General features: G+C 62.2%; 15 protein-coding genes. 7 read left to right on the top strand and 8 right to left on the bottom strand.

The genetic code is table 11. From position 1 onward, the window contains the following. Nucleotides 1-2 precede the first annotated feature (2 nt). The 5 genes from NZ585_12850 to NZ585_12830 form a co-directional block, all read right to left on the bottom strand. A complete protein-coding gene (locus NZ585_12850) occupies nt 3-1,151 on the bottom strand; it encodes an alpha/beta fold hydrolase (GenBank protein MCS7080921.1) in 1,149 nt (382 codons plus the stop codon). Nucleotides 1,152-1,248: 97 nt separating this feature from the next. After that, complete coding sequence (locus NZ585_12845) at nt 1,249-1,926, bottom strand: WG repeat-containing protein (GenBank protein MCS7080920.1); 678 nt, start codon at nt 1,924-1,926, stop codon at nt 1,249-1,251. A gap of 78 nt (nt 1,927-2,004) precedes the next feature. Continuing rightward, nucleotides 2,005-2,748, bottom strand: coding sequence for a hypothetical protein (locus NZ585_12840; protein ID MCS7080919.1), 744 nt, complete (start codon nt 2,746-2,748; stop codon nt 2,005-2,007). Nucleotides 2,749-2,852: 104 nt separating this feature from the next. Continuing rightward, nucleotides 2,853-3,551: a pirin family protein gene (locus tag NZ585_12835; protein MCS7080918.1), complete on the bottom strand. Its 699-nt coding sequence runs from the start codon at nt 3,549-3,551 to the stop codon at nt 2,853-2,855. Nucleotides 3,552-3,656: 105 nt separating this feature from the next. Continuing rightward, entirely contained in the window at nt 3,657-3,974 is a 318-nt protein-coding gene (locus tag NZ585_12830; GenBank protein ID MCS7080917.1) for a MarR family transcriptional regulator, read from the bottom strand. 267 nt (nt 3,975-4,241) lie between these two features. Here NZ585_12830 and cobN point away from each other — a divergent pair, with 267 nt between their 5' ends. Then, complete coding sequence (gene cobN / locus NZ585_12825; GenBank protein ID MCS7080916.1) at nt 4,242-8,174, top strand: cobaltochelatase subunit CobN; 3,933 nt, start codon at nt 4,242-4,244, stop codon at nt 8,172-8,174. Nucleotides 8,175-8,182: 8 nt separating this feature from the next. Continuing rightward, entirely contained in the window at nt 8,183-9,085 is a 903-nt protein-coding gene (locus tag NZ585_12820; protein MCS7080915.1) for an ABC transporter substrate-binding protein, read from the top strand. 182 nt (nt 9,086-9,267) lie between these two features. Here NZ585_12820 and NZ585_12815 read toward each other — a convergent pair whose 3' ends face one another. Next, on the bottom strand, nt 9,268-9,849 hold the full coding sequence (locus NZ585_12815) for a porin family protein (protein ID MCS7080914.1): 582 nt from the start codon (nt 9,847-9,849) through the stop codon (nt 9,268-9,270). A 122-nt stretch (nt 9,850-9,971) separates the two neighbouring features. Next, nucleotides 9,972-13,295 (bottom strand): carboxypeptidase regulatory-like domain-containing protein, encoded by a 3,324-nt coding sequence (locus NZ585_12810; GenBank protein MCS7080913.1) that lies wholly within the window; start codon nt 13,293-13,295, stop codon nt 9,972-9,974. 458 nt (nt 13,296-13,753) lie between these two features. Here NZ585_12810 and NZ585_12805 point away from each other — a divergent pair, with 458 nt between their 5' ends. The 5 genes from NZ585_12805 to NZ585_12785 all read left to right on the top strand — a co-directional run bounded on the left by NZ585_12805 (nt 13,754) and on the right by NZ585_12785 (nt 17,313). Continuing rightward, a complete protein-coding gene (locus tag NZ585_12805; GenBank protein ID MCS7080912.1) occupies nt 13,754-14,038 on the top strand; it encodes a hypothetical protein in 285 nt (94 codons plus the stop codon). Then, the gene (locus NZ585_12800) at nt 14,035-14,721 is read left to right on the top strand and encodes a nucleotidyl transferase AbiEii/AbiGii toxin family protein (GenBank protein ID MCS7080911.1); all 687 of its coding nucleotides are present in this window, start codon (nt 14,035-14,037) and stop codon (nt 14,719-14,721) included. The genes NZ585_12805 and NZ585_12800 overlap by 4 nt, the downstream gene beginning before the upstream one ends. Continuing rightward, nucleotides 14,711-15,352: a cob(I)yrinic acid a,c-diamide adenosyltransferase gene (cobO, locus tag NZ585_12795; protein ID MCS7080910.1), complete on the top strand. Its 642-nt coding sequence runs from the start codon at nt 14,711-14,713 to the stop codon at nt 15,350-15,352. Before NZ585_12800 ends, cobO begins: the two co-directional genes overlap by 11 nt. Before the next feature lie 72 nt (nt 15,353-15,424). Then, nucleotides 15,425-15,769 carry a YddF family protein gene (locus NZ585_12790; GenBank protein MCS7080909.1) on the top strand — a complete coding sequence of 115 codons (345 nt, stop codon included), beginning with the start codon at nt 15,425-15,427 and terminating at the stop codon, nt 15,767-15,769. A 131-nt stretch (nt 15,770-15,900) separates the two neighbouring features. Continuing rightward, complete coding sequence (locus tag NZ585_12785) at nt 15,901-17,313, top strand: cobyrinate a,c-diamide synthase (GenBank protein MCS7080908.1); 1,413 nt, start codon at nt 15,901-15,903, stop codon at nt 17,311-17,313. Here the strand turns inward: NZ585_12785 and NZ585_12780 are convergent. Then, nucleotides 17,294-17,716 (bottom strand): secondary thiamine-phosphate synthase enzyme YjbQ, encoded by a 423-nt coding sequence (locus NZ585_12780; GenBank protein MCS7080907.1) that lies wholly within the window; start codon nt 17,714-17,716, stop codon nt 17,294-17,296. The genes NZ585_12785 and NZ585_12780 overlap by 20 nt on opposite strands. Between the last annotated feature and the right edge of the window lie 7 nt (nt 17,717-17,723).

The following is a 17,723-nucleotide window of genomic DNA, read 5'->3' as shown; positions in this document are numbered from 1 at the left end:
TTTCACCGCCGCCGAACGGCGTCCAACGCGCGGACAAAATCCATAATCCGGTGTTCGGCCCAGCGCCGGTCGGCGTCTGTCCCCCGCGCCGCCAGAAAGCCGACGTGGCCGCCGTGCTTGGTCAACAGGACGGCGATGCTGGGGTTGTCGGCGAAGGGCGGTTCGAGCAGCGGCGCAGCCGGAATGAACGGGTCGTCCTGCGCATGGATGATGAGCGTCGGCAGGCGAATCGCCGCCGCCGTTCGTACGGCGCTGGCCCGATGGTAGTAATCCGCTGCGCTTTCATAACCAGCGGCGACGGCGGTGTAAGTTTCATCGAACTCACGGATCGTCCGAATCCGCGCCAAGTGACGTGCGTCGTAGCGGTCAGGGAACAGCGCCGCTTTGCGTTTCATGCGCGCTTTGAGGCTTTGCACAAAGCGCCGGTGGTAAAGCCAGTTGCTGCGCCGCTCAATGGCGGCGGTACTGGCCGTCAAGTCGGCCGAAGGGGAAATAGCGGCGACGCCGCGAACATGCCGAGGGGCGTTTGCGCCGTACTCGCTCGCTAGCCGCAGCACGACGTTGCCGGACAGGGAAACGCCGACAACGTACACATCCGTTGCGCCGTCGCGCTCACCTAACTCGGCAATGACGGCACGTGCGTCCTCTGTCAGGCCGGCGTTGTAAAGATGCGGCGACAGATGCTCCGTCCCGCCGCAGGTGCGGGTGTTGAGGCGGATGACGTGGTAACCGGCCCGCAGGGCTTTCTCCGCTATACCGCGCATGTAGCTCGATTCCACCGAGCCTTCCATACCGTGCAGCAGCAGCAGCGTTGGCCGGTCGGCCGGTGTGTACCCGGTCTGCCAATGGCAAACACCCGTCACAGCCGTATCCGGTCGAGTCTGGAAGGTTCGCGGCTGACCGGTTTGATCCACGAGCGGCGTTCGGCGCGGCAGGATGGAACCAAGGATGGTTTGGAGGTGAGGATTGGTTAGACGCGGGTCGGGAACAAACGGGCGGGCGCGAAGCCGTTCCAGCAAATAGGCTCGCGGCGTGACCGCCCGCGTCGCCGTCCCTAGCGCTCCGAGTTGCATAGCGTGTACCCCAATACGTTGTTTTTCGAACTCGTCGGCGGCCTGCAGAAGCTGTCGCGGGTCGCGTTGCGGCAGCATAGGCGGTGTCGCTGCGTAACACCCACAACGGAGCAAAGACCGCGCCATACCGGCATGCGCCCCTGCAGGGCGGCTCGACTGGCGTCCGGTGCGGCCGTCAGTGTTGATGCCGATGCTCGTCGCTTCCGGGCTGTTCCCTGAAGCCATCTTTCTGGAGCCAGATGACGCGGCCTGTCCGGTCAATGTAGGCGTACCGTCCGTCTATAACAACCTGAGCGACGCCGCCGATGAAACGGTGGACATGGGAAAACTGCGCCGGAATCACCAACTTGCCCGTTCGGTCAATGTAGCCGTACAGCTTGCCCACCTTTACGGCCGCCAGCCCTTCAGAGAAGCTCATGGCGTCGTCAAACTGCAGCGGGATGACGACCTTGCCCGTGGGGTCAATGTAGCCGTATTTGCCATTCTGCTTGACCCAGGCCAAACCTTCCTTGAAAACATACGTGTCATCAAAGATGGCTGGAATGACGAGTTGACCGGTGCGGTCAATGTAGCCGTGTTTGCCGTTGAGGCGGACGCCGGCCAACCCTTCACTAAAGCCGAAGGTGTTTTCGTACTGCGGTGGGATGACGACCTTGCCTGTGTGGTCAATGTAGCCGTACTTGCCCTGTTCTCGAATCCAGTACAGCTGGGTTTCCCCAGTGGCCGGCGTCTGCGCAGTGGTTTTGCCGTGAGCGGTTTTCTTGCTAGCTGGCTTCTTCTGCGCAATCGCCGTCGTCGCCAAGGTCAAGCCGAGCGCCAAAGCCAGCGCCGGCGTCGTCAGCCTGTAAGTCATACGTGTCGGCTCCGTAAGGTAAGTCCGTAGTGTAAGCAAGTTTAAGCTGCGGTGTGCCGCCACAGTGTCAAAAAAAACTCACAACCGGTTGCGGATGGCATCGACCAGCTCGCGAAATTCCTCAGCCGTTTGGCCCGTAAATGACTCTAAGTTGGCGCGCGCTTGGCGGCGAATGCGTTCGCGTTCCAGCCCATCGGCGAACTCATACTGCGAGTTGATGGCCGTCGCCAAGATAGCCAGGGACTCGGCCAACGTTTGCCGCTCTCGATCGTCGGAGGCGAGGAAGTCCGCGTCGTTGAGCAAAATATCGGAGAAGAGTTCATAAAACGCATAGGGAACGCCCGGCGGCATCGGCGTTCCAAACACGATGGTGTAGTGGTTGTTGAGGTAGAGTGTCATGGCGGCGGCGACATCCTCGACAGGCCATCCTTGCTCAACCATCCCGCGCCGGTATTCACGCAAAGCGTTTTCGTAGAACCGGCGAACTTCGTCCGGGTCGCCGTCGGCCGACTGCGCCAGAATATCCGGCGCCAGCATGGCGGCGACCGGGCGGTACGCCGTCGTCCGACGAAGTGGGCCGCGACGCGGCGTGTCCGTCGGGCGAGTCCCACGGCGCGTCACCGGCCGGTCGGAAAAGATCGCCCCGGCGCGTTGTTCATAATCACGGATTTTATCCCGCGCCGGGCGGCCGTTAATCGTCGGCTCACGGCCGACTTGTTCATAGTCATACCAGTCGGGGTCGGCGGGACGGGGATTCTGAGCGGAAGCCGCCGCGCCGACGGCGAGTGTCATAAAGAACATCAGCAAAGTGCGCAAAAGCATGGGTTGATCCTTATCATGTGGGGCGGTGGTAACCTGTGCGGGCGTCGCCATGCATGCGGGGAGGATTCCGCCGTGCAGCGCGGCGCCCGTTTTTGGAAAAGCCGTCAGGCTAGGTCAAGCAGCATGATTTCGCTTTCCATGGATGCGTCAAAGGTCAGCCGGCGTTTGTTCTGTACGGCGAGGCCGTCCCCGGCGGTGAGCGTCACGCTGTTGACCGTCGCCGCGCCGCGCAGCATCTGTACCCACGCGCTGCGTCCCGGCGCAAGCTGATGCGCGGCGCTTTGTCCGGCGGCGAGTGTCGCCAGCCAGATGTGGGCGTCTTGGTGAATCTTGAGTTCGCCCGGCCGGGCGTCAGGTGATACGACACGACGGAATGCGCCGTGCGACGAGTCGTACTGCAGAGACAGTTCTTGGTAACTTGGCGGCAGTCCGGTGCGTTCCGGCAGAATCCAAATTTGCACAAAATGCACCGGCTCGGTTGCGGAGGCGTTCATTTCGCTATGCCGGACGCCCGTGCCGGCGGTCATACGTTGTAGGTCGCCGCGCCGGAGAACGGACGTGTTGCCCATGGAGTCGGTGTGGCGGAGCGCGCCGTCCAGCACGTAGGTCACAATTTCCATATCGCGGTGGCCGTGCATGCCGAAGCCGGCCCCGGGCGCGACACGGTCTTCATTGAGAACGCGCAGCGTCCGAAAGCCCATCCAGTTTGGGTCATAGTAGTCGGCGAAGGAAAAGGTGTGATGGGTGTTGAGCCAGCCGTAGTCGGCGTGGCCGCGATCATTGCTTTTGCGTATGGTCAGCATCGTTTCTCATGTCCTCCTTTTAGGTTTAGACGATATTTGTTCAAACGACATTTGGTTCGGAAAATGAGCGCGGTGACGATTTGGAGCGACATTCGTCTGATAACGTTAAGATGTTACCCGTGCTAGTAATGCCAGCAGCGTCCGCCGCTCAGCGGGGGAGAAGTGACCAAAGTGGTCGGCGTGCCAGTCGCGTACGGGCTGGTCAAGTTGGTTGACGAGCGCCAGACCTTCCGCCGTGAGTGTCGCCTTGACCACCCGGCGGTCATGGTCGTCACGGCGGCGGCGGACGAGTCCTTTGTGCTCAAGCCGGTCAAGCAGGCGCGTTACGTCGGGATCGCGGGTGATAAGACGAGCGGCGATGTCGTGACAGGTTGCGCCGTCGTCGCCCGCCCCGCGCAGGATGCGCAGCACGTTGTACTGCACGGGCGTCAGGTCGCATGCTTTCAGAAAGTCCGCGAAAGCCGTCGTGAGCGCGTCGGCGCTTTTTAAGGATGGTAAGGAAGACTTGCTCGCGTTCGCGGCCATCCGTTGAAAGCCTTGGTGCGGCGCGCAGTTTTTTGTTGTGAGGGGGGGGGCGTAAGCTGCAAGCAAGCTGGGACGTGCTTTGGGCAAGGTACGAGGAAGACATTCGTCTGATAACGTTTCTAGAGTGACACAAGCCTTTGATTCCCAAGAAAACTCGGAAACACCATGGGCTTTTACCATCCATCAACCGACAACGACGCGCCACTCAACAACAAACTCGCCTTCACCTGCGAACCTGCTGTTGCGACAGGCTGCCGGGACGACCATACAACCAAGCTTTACGCCGCCAAACCGGACATCGTGTTCATCTCGGCGTCCGACACGGAACTGCGTCTGGTCGCCGAAGCCCGAAAGCGGTTGCCGCAAAATTTCCCGGTCGTACAGACACAAACACTGCGGGCGCTCCAGCGGACGGCCGACCTTGACCGGTTTCTTGCCGACATTGCGCCGACAGCCAAGATCGTCATTGCCCGGATTTTGGGCGGCGTCGCCTACTTTGCGGAAGGTTTTGACCGGCTTGACCAATTGCACCGTGAAACCGGCTGCCGCGTTGTCGCGCTTCCGGGCGACAGCCGTTCCGATGCGGCGTTGCTTGCGCGCTCAACCGTCGGTGTGGATGTGGTTGAGCGATTGTTGGCGTACTGTACCGCGGGCGGTGTCGAAAACTACGCGCAGGCGTTGTGCTACACGGCCGACCGCCTGTTGGGAACAACGTTTGGCTTTGCGCCGCCGCAGGAAGCACCCTTGACGGGGCTGTACCACCCGCAAGCGACCGACCGAGACGCGACGGCGCGGATGCCGGTCGCCGACTTCCAGCGTGCTTACTGGCGTTCCGACCGTCCGGCCGTCGGGGTGGCGTTTTATCGCGCTTACTGGCAAAGCGGCGATTTAGCCGTTGTGGACGCGCTCATTTCGGCCGTCGAGGCGGCGGGCGGCAACGTCCTGCCGGTGTTTTGCTACAGCCTGCGCGATGAGAAAGAACGCGCCGACGGCTTGCCGGACATCTTCGCGCGCTACTTCAGCGACAACGGCCGCCCGCGCGTTCACGTCATTGTCAGCCTGCTGAGCTACGCCGTCGCCGACCTCGCACGTACGGAGCGGCTGACGTACGCCACAGGCGGCGCGGCCGAGGCGCTGCACGCGCTAGGCATCCCGGTCATTCAGGCGATCACCAGCGGCGAAACCGTCGCCGACTGGCGCGCGAGCGCCCAGGGACTGACGCCGCTTGACGCCGCGATGAAGGTCGTCATGGCGGAATTTGACGGGCGCATCATCACGACGGTCGTTGGCGCGCGCGAGTCGGACGCGGCCGGCGCGCGTCTGGCGGCGCTTCCCGAACAGGCTGACGCCGTGGCGCGGCTGGCTGTCCGGTGGGCAAGGCTGCGCGACCGGCCGAACGCCGAGAAGCGATTGGCGATTGTGCTGACTAACTTCGCCAACCGCAACGGGCGCGTCGGGAGCGCTGTCGGTCTCGATACGCCGGCGTCGGTGCTGAACATCCTGCGCGCGTTACGCGACGCGGGCTATACGGTCGGCGACCTGCCGCCGACTGGCGACGCTCTGATGGGCGAGTTACTGGCGCAGGGCGGCTACGAAGCGCCGGCGTTGTCCGAAGAACAGGCTGCACACGCTTTTGCGCAATACCGGGCGGATGATTACCGCGCGTGGTTCGCCGCGCTGCCGCCCGACAACCAAGCACAATTGCGGGCGACGTGGGGTGAGCCGCCCGGTACGGTCATGACGGCGGGGGAGGTGGGCTACATTGCTGCGCGGCGCTACGGGAACGTGTTGGTGATGATCCAGCCGCCGCGCGGCTATGGCGACAACACGCAGGCGCTTTACCACAGCGGAGAACTCGTCCCGCCGCATCACTACTTGGCCGTCTATCACTGGCTGCGCGACGTGTTTGGCGCGGACGCCGTCATCCACTGCGGCAAGCACGGCACGGCGGAGTGGCTGCCGGGCAAGGCGCTGGGGTTGTCCGGCGGTTGTTATCCGCAGCTTGTTCTGACGGATACGCCGGTGTTTTACCCGTTTCTGGTCGGCGATCCGGGCGAGGGATTGCAGGCGAAGCGGCGGTGGCATGCTTGCATCGTCAGCCATCTGCCGCCGCCGATGACGCAGGCGGAAGTTGACCGTGAAGGCGAGTTAGCCCCGTTGCAGGCGCTCTTGACCGAGTTGGCCCGCGCCGACCAACTCGACCCGGAAAAACGTCCGCTCATCATTGACGCTATTTGGGAGGCGGTGGTCGCCGCCCATCTCCACCGCGATCTCGGCTATGAAATCCGTCCCGATGAGGATGAAATCGGCGCGTTTCTGAAGAAGCTGGACGGCTACCTCTGCGACCTTGGCGAGATACAGATTCGTCACGGTTTGCATGTCTTCGGCGAAGCGCCGGCCGGCGATCGGCTGACGGACATGCTCTGCGCGCTGGCGCGGCAGACGACGCCGCCCCGACTGGGACTGCCGGCGGCGTTGGCGCGCGATTTGGGGCTGCCGGAGGACATCTTTGACCGTCCCAGTGACGCGCCATGGCCGCCGGAGGCGACGCCGCCGTGGCTGGCGGGTTTTGATGACGCGCCTATGACGAGCGTTGGGAGGCTGCGCCGCGCGCTTGACGCCGCTGTGCGACGCCTGGTTCAGGAACTTGTCGAGCGCAACTTCGACCCGGCGGCCGTCGCCCTACCGTCGCCGCCTGAAGCGGCGTCGGCGATGCGGTGTGTGCTGACGTATCTGGCGGAGGATATTGTCCCGCGTCTCCGGCAAACCCCGGACGAGATCACGAACCTTCTGGCCGGCCTCGACGGACGCGCCGTGCCGCCGGGACCTTCCGGCGCGCCGACGCGCGGGACGCCGGACATTCTGCCGACGGGACGCAACTTCTACGCCGTGGACATCCGCGCCGTTCCGTCGCCTTTCGCCTGGCAGGTCGGACGGCGATTGGGCGACGCCCTGCTGACGACCTATGTTCGCCAACAGGGGCGCTTCCCGGAAGTCGTCGGACTGACGCTGTGGGGGACATCCAACATGCGGACGCAGGGCGACGACGTAGCGCAGGCGTTGTGGCTGTTGGGCGTCGAGCCAGTTTGGCAGGTGGGGAACCGGCGCTTGGCGGGACTCAAGCTCTTGCCGGTTGAAACCCTCCGGCGTCCTCGCGTGGACGTGGTGATGCGCGTCTCCGGCTTTTTCCGCGACGCTTTTCCAAATGTGCTGGCGTTGCTGGATGAAGCTGTCAACTTGGCGGCGGACGCTGACGAACCCGATGAGTGGAACGCCGTACGCAAGCGCGTCCGCGCCGATGAAGCCCGCCGACTGGCGGCCGGCGAGTCGCCGGACGAGGCCCGCCGGCGCGCGCGTTTTCGGCTCTTTTCCAACCAGCCGGGCGTGTACGGCGTCGGCATTCTTTCGGCCATTACGGAAGGCGCATGGGAATCGCGCGAGGACCTGGCAGCGATTTACCTGCGCTGGAGCGGCTACGCCTACGCCAACGGGGCGTACGGCGCGCCCGCCGAAGACGTATTCGCCGCGCAGTTGGCGGCCTGCGAGGTCGCCGTTCAGAATCAGGATAACCGCGAGCATGACATTCTCGACAGCGACGATTACATGCAGTTTCACGGTGGGATGGCGGCGGCGGTGCGCAGTCTCCGGGGCGCAGCGCCGGTGACGCTGTTTGGCGATTCAGCTGATCCGACGCGCCCGCGTGTCCGCACGCTTCAAGACGAGTTGCGCCGTGTCGTACGGGCGCGCGTTACCAACCCGAAGTGGCTACAAGCCATGCAGGAACACGGCTACAAGGGGGCGCTCGAAATGGCGGCGACGGTAGATTACCTGTTTGGCTACAGTGCGCTGACCGGGCTGGTTGAGGACTGGATGTACGAGCGCGTCGCCGAGGCGTACTTGTTTGACGAGACGACGGCTGCGTTCCTGCAGCGCAGCAATCCGTGGGCGCAACGCGACATCGCGGCGCGCTTGCTTGAGGCTGTGCGTCGGGGGCTGTGGGCGCAACCACCGGAGGCCATGACGGCGCGGCTTGAGGCAATTCGGGCAGCGGCCGAAGAGAACTTGGCGCACCGTCGGGGGGAGGGAAGCGCCGGATGAGAGAGCGGATGAGAACACCCTGTGTGGCGGCGGCCGGCGCGCTCGCCGTTGTTGTCTGGACAACGGAGGGTTGTCAGGTCGGCGCTCCGCGACCGACTGGGGAAAAGGCGGTGGAGCAAACGCGCGTAACAAAACCGCAGCGCGTGGCGTCGCTTTCGATTGGGACGGATGAAATCCTGTGCGCGCTGGTTGAGCCGGAGCGGATTGTCGCGTTGTCGAAGTACGCTCCCGACCCGGAGGCGAGTTATGTCGCGGAGCTTGCCCGGCGCATCAGCGTATTTGTGGAGCGCGACCCGGAGCGGATTCTGGCGCTGCGGGCGGATTTGGTTCTGCTCGCGCGTTACACGAAGGCGGAGTTGCGGCGGGCGGTCGAGCAGACCGGGACGCCGACGCTTGTCGTCGAGGACTTCCGCTCTCTGGCCGACATTGAGGGCAACATTCGGCGGATTGGGCGGGCGGTCGGCGAGGAAGCGCGCGCCGAGGCGGTCATCGCTAACATGCGGGCCAAACTGGCGCAGGCGCGTGCGGCGCTGCGTTCCGACCGGGTGGGCCTGCGGGCGCTCTATGTCGCGCCGCCACTAGTGGTCGCCGGGCGGGACACCATGGGTGACGTCAAGTTGACGGCAGCGGGGCTGCGTAACGCAGCGGCGGACGCCGGCCTGACGGGCAACGCGACGCTTTCCGCCGAGGCGCTCCTGAAGCTTGACCCGGATGTGATTTTTGTAGCGACCGGCTTTGCGTCCGACGCTGGCTTTCGGGAACGGTTGTTGAATGATACGCAACTAGCGGCGCTGAGCGCCGTCCGGCGGAAGCGCGTCATTGCCCTGCCGTCGCGGGCGCTGCGGACAGTGTCACACCATACGGCCGACGCTGTTCTGGAGATCGTGCAAGCGGTCAACGCGCTGCCCTGATGGTTAGCGGCACCTGCCGAGGCCTTTTTCGGCGTAGCGCTATTTCAATCAGTTGTCCTTCATGGAAGGGCGAGTTCGAGGTGCCATTTGGCGTGACGGTGGCGTTCCGCCGCAAGCGCAGGTACTGAAGGGCGGGACAGGGTTTTTCCGCCCTTCAGCCCACTGGTTTCGGCAAGGGTTCGTCACTTTTTGCCGAAGGTAAAGTTGACGCCGAAGCTCAGGCGCAGGTGACTTTGCGTGTCGCGCAGCACACTGCCGGAGCCGCCGATTTTGGTGAACATATACTCACCCTGAATCGGACGCAGCGAAACGATATCGGAAACCTTTACGTCGAGGCCGCCGCCTACGGCCATGGCAAAGCCGCCGTCGCCGTCAAACCGGAGCGGTCGCGAGCCGCTGACCGGCACACGACTAGCGCGCGCGCCGCCAAGGAGGACGTGGGCGAAGGGCGTCAGGCGGTCGCTCCGCAAATTGACGCGCGGTCCAGCCATAAACGTATAGAGGTTCGTTGCATTGTCATAGTGTGCGCCAAAGTCGCCAACGATACCTAGCACGCGGTTCACGTTGTACACACCCTGCAAGTTGAAGCCGAAAGCGTCCTGACTGGGGCTGCGGGGTGTGAGGTCGTTCAGCCGCGCGTAGGTGAACCCGGCGAACAATTCGCCCTGCGGAACATCTTGGGCGTAGGCTGGAGCACTGAACCAGACCAGTCCAACGGCCGCTATAGCCGTCAACCACATTCGTTTCAGCATTCGTTTCAGCATAGGCATCATTCCTTAAAAGTAGACAGTAAGAAGTCGCGGCGTCCCCGGACGAGACGCCGAAACATCGACGGTCGAGCGGTTGGACAGGCTTACCCGTCCAACCGCCGAACGCTCAAAAAGCCTTAGAAGTCAATCCGCACTGCAAGCTGGATGACGCGCGGGTTGCTCCCGAACGTCGCTCGTGGACGGTTGAAGAAGCTGTCCGAGGCGATGGTGAAGCGGTTAATAGACGTTCCCGTGGTGTTCACCGGGTTGACGCCGTTGACCGAACCCGGCACAAACTGCGGGTGGTTGAAGGCGTTGAAAAAGTCCGCCCGGAACTGCGCCCGGATGCCCTCCGTGATGCGGAAGTTCTTGCGGATGAAGATGTCAAAGTTGTTGATGGCCGGCACCCGCAGGGTATTGCGTCCAGCCGTAGCCAAAGCGCCGGGGCCAGCGACGATGTACTGCGCGTTTGGATTGAGCGCCACATAGGCTACTGTCGCCGGATTGCCGATCGGCACAGTGTTGCCTAGTGCGTTGACGGCACGAACGCCGCTGCCCGTTCCACGTTGGCCGTTGGGGTTGAGGATTGTCCGGTCGCCGGCGTTGTCGCCGTTAAGGTTGGAATCCACACCGCTGCGCGCTGTAAACGGCTTACCGGTTTCGTAGCTGTAGGTTCCCGAAAGGCTGAACCCGCCCAGCAACGACCGCAGCCACGGGTTCGCGCTGTTGAGGAAGAACGGCAAGTCATAGGTCCCGGCGATGGTGAGGCGATGGGTGCTGTCCAGCAAGGAGAGCGACCGCTCGGGGCGCAGGTTCTGGAAGTCTTGGACGCGCCGTGAGGCCAAGACCGTGCTGAACAGCTCCGCCGTTGTGTCGTCAATCAGCTTGCTGAAAGTGTAGGCGAGGTTGACCGTGTAGTTCCGAGTCAGCCGCTTCTGCACCTGCAACTGCAAGCCGTGGTAAGTCGAGTTGCCGTTGGAGAGAAACGCGACGAGATTGCCCGCGTTGAAGCCGGCCGCTGCGAACGCTGGGACGAAATTCGACCGCGCCGCGATGATCTGTGCCAGTGTCGGCAGCCCGGCAAGCTGGGCAGGCGTTGGGGGCGTGAGAAATGTCGGCAGTGAGTTCTGCGGCGTGACGCGCGGTTGCCGGTTGATGCGGTTCTGCGTCAGCAGGTGGACGCCGCGTGTTCCAACATAGCGCGCCTCCACAGCCCAATCCTTGAAGACCTGGCGCTGAACGCCTAGCGTCCACGTAATGGCGTAGGGCACTTTCTGGTCGGGAATCCACGACGACGTAATAGCGCGCAACTGCGCCGGCGTTCCCGTGACGGGCGCGGGCGTCGGCGGCAGCCCGCCGCCAGCTAGAAAGCCCGGCACACCGGGCACTTCAACGTTCCGCGTCTGGTTGAACTGCGGGGGCAACGACAAGATGTAGAGGTTATCAAAGATGATGTCATAGCCCATGGAAAAACCAGCGCGGATGGAACTTTCGCCGGGATTGCCGAAAATTTGGTTCAGCAGTCCCGATGAAAAGTTCGGCGCGTAAGCCAGACCAATGACTGGCGCAAAGTTGGTGGTTTGTTCCTCCGGTGCGTCAAACGAAATCAACCCCGGCACAGACGCGGCGCTGTTGAGCCGCTGCAACCGCGCCGTAAAAGGCACTTGCTGATAGGAATACCGGAAGCCGTAGTTGAAGGTCAGCTCCGGCCGAATGCGCCAGCTATCTTGCGCAAAGCCGAAGAACAGCCACTGGTTGCCATAGTAGGGCGACACGCCGACAGTGCGTTCGCCGAATTCAGGACTGAGATCGCGCAAAAACGACTCCGTCGCCAAGTAGAAGTAGTCGCCGCGCTGCCGCTGGACAAACGACTGCGGAGCGATCAAGCGGCGGGTGTCAATCCCGAACTTCAGCGTGTGGTTTCCGACCGTCCATGTGATGTTTTCAATGAGTTGGTAGTTGTTCTCTATACCGAACTGCGGGGCGACCGGATTCGGCCCAATGTTGACGCCCAAATCATTGAGTTCGATGTTGGGGAAGCTGTCTAGCCCCGGATAGGGGATATCCGGCACCGGCACGTCGTTGCGCGACCGCCGGAAGGAGAAGCGGAACTCATTGGTCAGGTTTGGCCGAATGGCAAAGACGTTCGTGTAGGAAAAGAGTCGGCCGTCTGTTGGGATGGAGGTGAAAAAGGCCGGTAGTCCTGCACCGGTGTCAATGCCACGGATGCGGTCAAAGATGAAGCGCGTCCGGTGCGTCATGCGCTCGCTTTGCATAAAGTCAAGATTGAGCACGAAGTTGCGCTGGTTGCTGAAGGATGGCCGCTGAATAGGCACAAACCCGACCGGGATATTGCGGCCGGCGACAACCAGCCTTCCAGACAATGATGGATCGGCTGTCGGCGCAGCGGGCAGATACGTCCGCAGGATATTGAGATTGGTCGCCGACAGACCAGGAATGCTGCTGAGGATGCTGTAGCCGGCCTGGGTCGGCGCGATAATGCCGCCGGCGGTCGCCGATGAACCGGTCTGCTGACCTTCATACTGAGTGAAGAAAAACAGCCGGTCTTTGACAATCGGGCCGCCAACGTTAGTGCCGTAACGCGAATAGTCAAAGCGCGGCTGCGTGTCGCGCGTGATGCCCTGTTCTTTTTCCCGTACACCAAGCGCGTTGAGGTTACGGTTCTGAAGAAAGAAATAAGCCGTCCCGTGGAAGGCGTTTGTCCCCGACTTGGTGACGGTAATGAACTGTCCCCCGTTGGAGCGGCTGAACTCCGCCCCAAACTGGTTAGTGAGGAGGGTGAACTCGGCGACGGCTTCCGGTGAAATGTAGATTTGCGGTCCTGTCACTGACTTATCGTTGTTGTCAATGCCGTCCACAGTGAAGTTATTGTTGCGCGGCCGTTGGCCGCCGACCGAACCGCCCGTGCCGACGCCTAAACCGCCGCCGCTTGAAACGCCCGCCGAGAGCAGCGCCAAGTTGTAGATGCCGCCTGCGGATGTGGTCTGGCCCAGTTCGACAACCTGCCGCGCCTCGTACGAGCGAGCCAAGTCGTTGGAACTGGTTTGAACAAGCCCAACGTTGGTGGCCGTAATCTCAACCACATCCGTTGTCCCCCCGGCCTCCAACCTCGCCAGTAGGTCGGTCGTCCGATTGAGCTCAACCCGCACATCCGTAAAGCGCAGGGCCGAGAAATTTGTGGCTTCAATCTTGACTTCATAGAGACCCGGCGGCAAGTTGACGAACAAGAACTCGCCATTGTCGCTGGACTGCTGGGTGGCGACTTTATTGGTTTGCTTGTCGGTAAGCGTGACTTTAGCGCCGGCGATCACGGCGCCGGTGGCGTCCTGAACGATGCCGCGAATGTTGCCGTTGGTGACTTGCGCTTGCCCCGGCGCAGTCAACAGCCCAGCAAGGGCGAACAGCGCCGCAATCAGCGCTGACCGCCAGCGGCTGAGCATTAATCGAGGTCTGCACATAGCCTTTGAGAACTCCTATCTTCAGAAGGTCTGTCGGATCAAATGTTCAGGAGCTTCTGCTGGGCAAACTATGTGCCAAATAGAACAGTTAGGCTAAACTCATGTCGGACAAAGAGTTAGGTGCGGCGCTTTGCAAGCCCGCCTTTCAAAAAAGTACGAACCGATTCATTTTCTCGTAAAGCGTCCGCTGCTCTCTACGCCGGCTAAGCAACGCTCAACGCGCCGGACGCGCCGCCCTGTGAGCGCTTTGCCTTTGCGCTGGCGCAGGCCGGCCTGTAAGAATGGCGAACGGGTATAGTCGGAAAGTCCCCTAGGCTGCGTCTTCCCGCCAGCCACAGCACCACAGGCTTCCAACGCGATGTGCGCCAGACGCCAGCCTGTTATCAACAATCAGGCTACCACAACGTCTAGGGAGTGGGACGAAAGCCACCATTCTCGCCATGCAGGACAACGCCTTAGCTGATCTTGCTCAACGCTACGTATGGTGGAAATCGCCGGAGGAAGCGCACGATGACTTGCGGCGGTTGGCCATACAGGTAATGAACCTGGGTGATTTCGACGATGTTCAGCGGCTCCTAGCGCTTGTTGGCGAAGATTATCTAGCAGACGTGCTACGTACGGCTGAAGCCGGCGACTTCGAGCCGCGTTCGTGGCATTACTGGCACTACCGATTGGGGCTGGCGACTGATGGGACCGTGCCGCCGCTGCCACAGAGGTTTCCATGACGCCGCGCCTTGACCAGCTGCTGCCGGCCCAACTGGCGCTCTGGCCGCAACTTGCGCCCTGCGCCGGTCTGCGCTACGTCCTGTACGGTGGCACCGCAATCACCCTGTGGCTAGGCCACCGCGTCTCGGTTGACTTCGATTTCTTCACCGACCAGCCGCTTGACCGAAAACGTCTCCGCGCCGCCTTGCCATGGTTGAAGCGCAGCCTCGTTATTCAAGATCGCCCAGAAACGCTCACAGTGTTGGCGTCACCGGACACTGCTCGCTGCGATACGGTGAAGGTCTCGTTTTTTGGCGGGATAGGCTTCGGGCGCGTCGGCGAGCCAAGCCTAACAGCCGACGGCGTAGCATGGGTCGCATCTTTGGAAGATCTCATGGCGAGCAAGCTCAAAGTAATGCTCCAGCGTATTTCATCCAAGGACTACTTGGATGTGGCCGCCCTGCTCGACGCCGGTGTTGACCTAGCGGTAGGGTTGGCGGCGGCGCGCGCTCTTTGGGGCGACGCTTTCCAACCGATGGAGAGCCTCAAGGCGCTGGCCTACTTTGAGGGGGGTGACTTGGCTACGCTTCCGGCGACCGTGAGACAAAAGCTCATCGCTGCAGCAGCGCGGGTTGCCCATTTGCCGTTGATCCCCAGGAAGTCAACCCGCCTATCACCCGACGAGCAGCCGTATGACCAATGAGCCAACCGCCACGCCTTCCAAGACAAGCCAAATTGATGCCGACGCCCGTCATCGCGAGCGGATGGCTCGGAAAAAAGCCATCCAAGACGCCCGCCTTGCGCGGGCGACACAAGAAAAAGGTCTCATTATCGTTCACACCGGGACCGGGAAGGGCAAAACAACCGCAGCGCTAGGGATGGTTTTTCGGGCCCTGGGTCATGGTATGCGCGTCGCCGTCGTCCAGTTCACGAAGGGTGCACGGACCAGCGGGGAAGCTGCCTTTGCCCGCGAACTCGCCGGTCGAGTGGATTTTTTTGCGCTTGGCGAAGGTTTTACGTGGGAAACCCAGGACCGCGCGCGCGACCGCGCCGCCGCCGAACGCGCGTGGGCTAAGGCCTGTGAACTAATGGCCGATCCCAGCTACGCGCTAGTGGTTCTAGATGAACTGAACATCGTCCTGCGGGACGATACCTTGCCGCTTGAGGTCGTCTTGACGGCCTTGCGCCAAAAGCGCCCAGAACTGCATGTAGTTGTCACCGGGCGCAGCGCCCGCCCGGAACTCATTGAGATGGCTGACCTCGTGACTGAAATGAAGCTGGTCAAGCATCCCTTTCGCGCCGGCGTCAAAGCGCAGCCGGGCGTTGACTTTTAAGCGTTTGCCGCGTCTGCCTCCGTGGACAGGCGTTGTGTTGATGGCGAAACCCGGCCTATAAGTTACGCCGTTATGGAGCCGCCCTGTATTTTGCTCATCAACGCTAGCATCCTGACCGCCTATGGACTTTACCGCTACGAACCGCTCACAATTGAGGACGCCCGACGACTGGTGACGTACAGCCAATCAAATGGGGTCCAGTTGCGGTCGGCGATTGGCCATGCGGCGACGGCGAAGTTGCTGACACGCTTGCTCGGCGTCGAGGTACCGGTCAACCGCATCGCCATCACGCAACAGGTCGGCGAGCAGGCGATCGTCTTCCGCCTGAAAGACCGTCCGCCCGAAGGGGCGATTTTGTCGGAGACTGAACTTGAGGCTATCGGCTACGAACTTGGCTTGCTGACCCGGCTTGAATAGTTGTTGCTCTTCACAGGAGACGGAAAATGCCAACGATGACCATTCGTAATTTACCAGACGAGCTTCACCACGCGATTCAAGCGCGCGCAGCTAGGACTGGCGGTCGTTAGGGAAGCACATTTTTGAAAGCCTTGTTTCACGCGCCGCGACTCATCATCGCCGCGCCGTCCAGCGGCAGCGGAAAAAGTACGGTGGCGACTGGCTTGATGGCGGCCTTTGCGCAACGCCTGCGCGTACAAGGCTTCAAGGTCGGACCCGACTACATTGACCCCATGTACCACACCGCCGCGACGGGCCGCCCGTCGCGCAACCTTGACGCCTGGATGCTCCCGCCTGAAGCTGTCCGGCGCGCCTTCTCACAGGCCGCCGCCGATGCGCAACTCAGCGTCATTGAAGGCGTCATGGGCTTTTTCGATGGAGCAGACGCCGAACCGCTCGACGGCAGTACGGCGCAAATAGCCCAACTGCTGGAAGCGCCGGTCATCCTCGTCGTGGACTGCGCTTGTATGTCGGTCAGCGCCGCCGCCGTCGTCCACGGCTTTCACACGTTTATGCCAAAGGTCAGTATCGCGGGCGTCATCTGTAACCGCGTCGGCGGCGAGCGTCACGCCGCTTGGCTGCGCGAGGCTATTGAGCGGTACGGCGTGCCGGTGCTGGGCTGTCTCCCGCGTCTGCCTGATCTCACAATCCCCGAGCGCCACTTGGGACTACTGACGGTCGCCGAGCGGCCGCAGGCGGTCGAGAAGTTTCTCGCGGCGGCGCGCGAAGCCATGGCGCGTTATCTTGATTTGGAAGCTCTACTGAGACTGGCGGAGTCCGCTCCGCCGCTCACGCCGGATGCGTCCGACGTTGGCGCGTCGTCCGCTTCCATAGAATGGCCGCCGGTTCGAATTGGCATCGCCCGCGATGAAGCTTTCTGCTTTTACTACGAGGACAACCTAGACGCCTTACGTCGGCACGGCGCGGAGACGGTCTTTTTCAGCCCTCTGCGCGACGTGATGTTGCCGGACGATGTTTCCGGCCTGTACTTCGGCGGCGGCTACCCCGAACTCTACGCTCAATACCTGAGCGCCAATGCGCCGATGCGCGCCGCCGTGCAGGCCGCACATCGGCAGGGGATGCCGATCTACGCCGAGTGTGGAGGGCTGATGTACCTCGCCGAAGCCGTTGATGTGGACGGCCGCGCATGGCCGATGGCGGGGCTGCTCCCCGGCGTGTGCCAGATGGCAACGTGCCTCACCATGGGCTACCGCGAAGTTGCGCTTGCGCGCGACGGTCTGCTGGGACGGGCGGGGCAGCGCCTCCGCGGGCATGAGTTCCATTACTCGCAATGGGAGGGTCGCCCCGCCGACCGGCCGGCGTACGAAGTCCTGCCGCGTCAGGCGGCGGAGACGCCGCGCGCGGAAGGCTTCGCACAGGACAATTTGCACGCGAGCTACATTCACATTCACTTCGGGCAGGATCAAGGACTCGCAGCCAGCTTCGTCGCCCACTGCCGGCTATGGCGCGACCGCGTGCAAACTGTTACTCGCCAATCACCTTGACAAGCACCCGTTTGGGCCGGCGGCCATCAAACTCGCCGTAGAAGATTTGCTCCCACGGGCCAAAGTCAAGCCGCCCATTTGTAATCGCCACCACGACTTCGCGCCCCATGATCTGGCGCTTGAGGTGGGCGTCAGCATTGTCCTCGCCGGTGCGATTGTGGTGGTAATGGTTGGGGTCAGGGTTGAAGGGGGCAAGCTTTTCCAACCAGACGCTGAAATCGTGGTGCAGTCCGTGTTCGTCGTCGTTGATGAAAACACTCGACGTAATGTGCATGCTGTTGCACAACACCAGCCCTTCCTTGACCCCACTCCGGCGGACAATGGCCTCAACCTGGGGCGTAATGTTCACAAAACCCATCCGAGACGGAATGTTGAAGGTCAGATACTCAGTCAGCGACTTCATAGGCGAT

The sequence above is a fragment of the Chloracidobacterium sp. genome (assembly GCA_025057975.1).
Taxonomy (GTDB): Bacteria; Acidobacteriota; Blastocatellia; order Chloracidobacteriales; family Chloracidobacteriaceae; genus Chloracidobacterium.
The sequence above is the reverse complement of the archived record's forward strand: the minus strand, read 5'-3'. Positions and strand labels throughout refer to the sequence as shown.

Bases quoted from the DNA above. Each gene is read 5' to 3' on its own strand.
- NZ585_12850 (MCS7080921.1), bottom strand. From the start codon at position 1,151: ATGCTGCCGCAACGCGACCCGCGACAGCTTCTGCAGGCCGCCGACGAG.
- NZ585_12845 (MCS7080920.1), bottom strand. From the start codon at position 1,926: ATGACTTACAGGCTGACGACGCCGGCGCTGGCTTTGGCGCTCGGCTTG.
- NZ585_12840 (MCS7080919.1), bottom strand. From the start codon at position 2,748: ATGCTTTTGCGCACTTTGCTGATGTTCTTTATGACACTCGCCGTCGGC.
- NZ585_12835 (MCS7080918.1), bottom strand. From the start codon at position 3,551: ATGCTGACCATACGCAAAAGCAATGATCGCGGCCACGCCGACTACGGC.
- cobN (MCS7080916.1), top strand. From the start codon at position 4,242: ATGGGCTTTTACCATCCATCAACCGACAACGACGCGCCACTCAACAAC.
- NZ585_12820 (MCS7080915.1), top strand. From the start codon at position 8,183: ATGAGAACACCCTGTGTGGCGGCGGCCGGCGCGCTCGCCGTTGTTGTC.
- NZ585_12815 (MCS7080914.1), bottom strand. From the start codon at position 9,849: ATGCTGAAACGAATGCTGAAACGAATGTGGTTGACGGCTATAGCGGCC.
- NZ585_12810 (MCS7080913.1), bottom strand. From the start codon at position 13,295: ATGCTCAGCCGCTGGCGGTCAGCGCTGATTGCGGCGCTGTTCGCCCTT.
- NZ585_12805 (MCS7080912.1), top strand. From the start codon at position 13,754: ATGCAGGACAACGCCTTAGCTGATCTTGCTCAACGCTACGTATGGTGG.
- NZ585_12800 (MCS7080911.1), top strand. From the start codon at position 14,035: ATGACGCCGCGCCTTGACCAGCTGCTGCCGGCCCAACTGGCGCTCTGG.
- cobO (MCS7080910.1), top strand. From the start codon at position 14,711: ATGACCAATGAGCCAACCGCCACGCCTTCCAAGACAAGCCAAATTGAT.
- NZ585_12790 (MCS7080909.1), top strand. From the start codon at position 15,425: ATGGAGCCGCCCTGTATTTTGCTCATCAACGCTAGCATCCTGACCGCC.
- NZ585_12780 (MCS7080907.1), bottom strand. From the start codon at position 17,716: ATGAAGTCGCTGACTGAGTATCTGACCTTCAACATTCCGTCTCGGATG.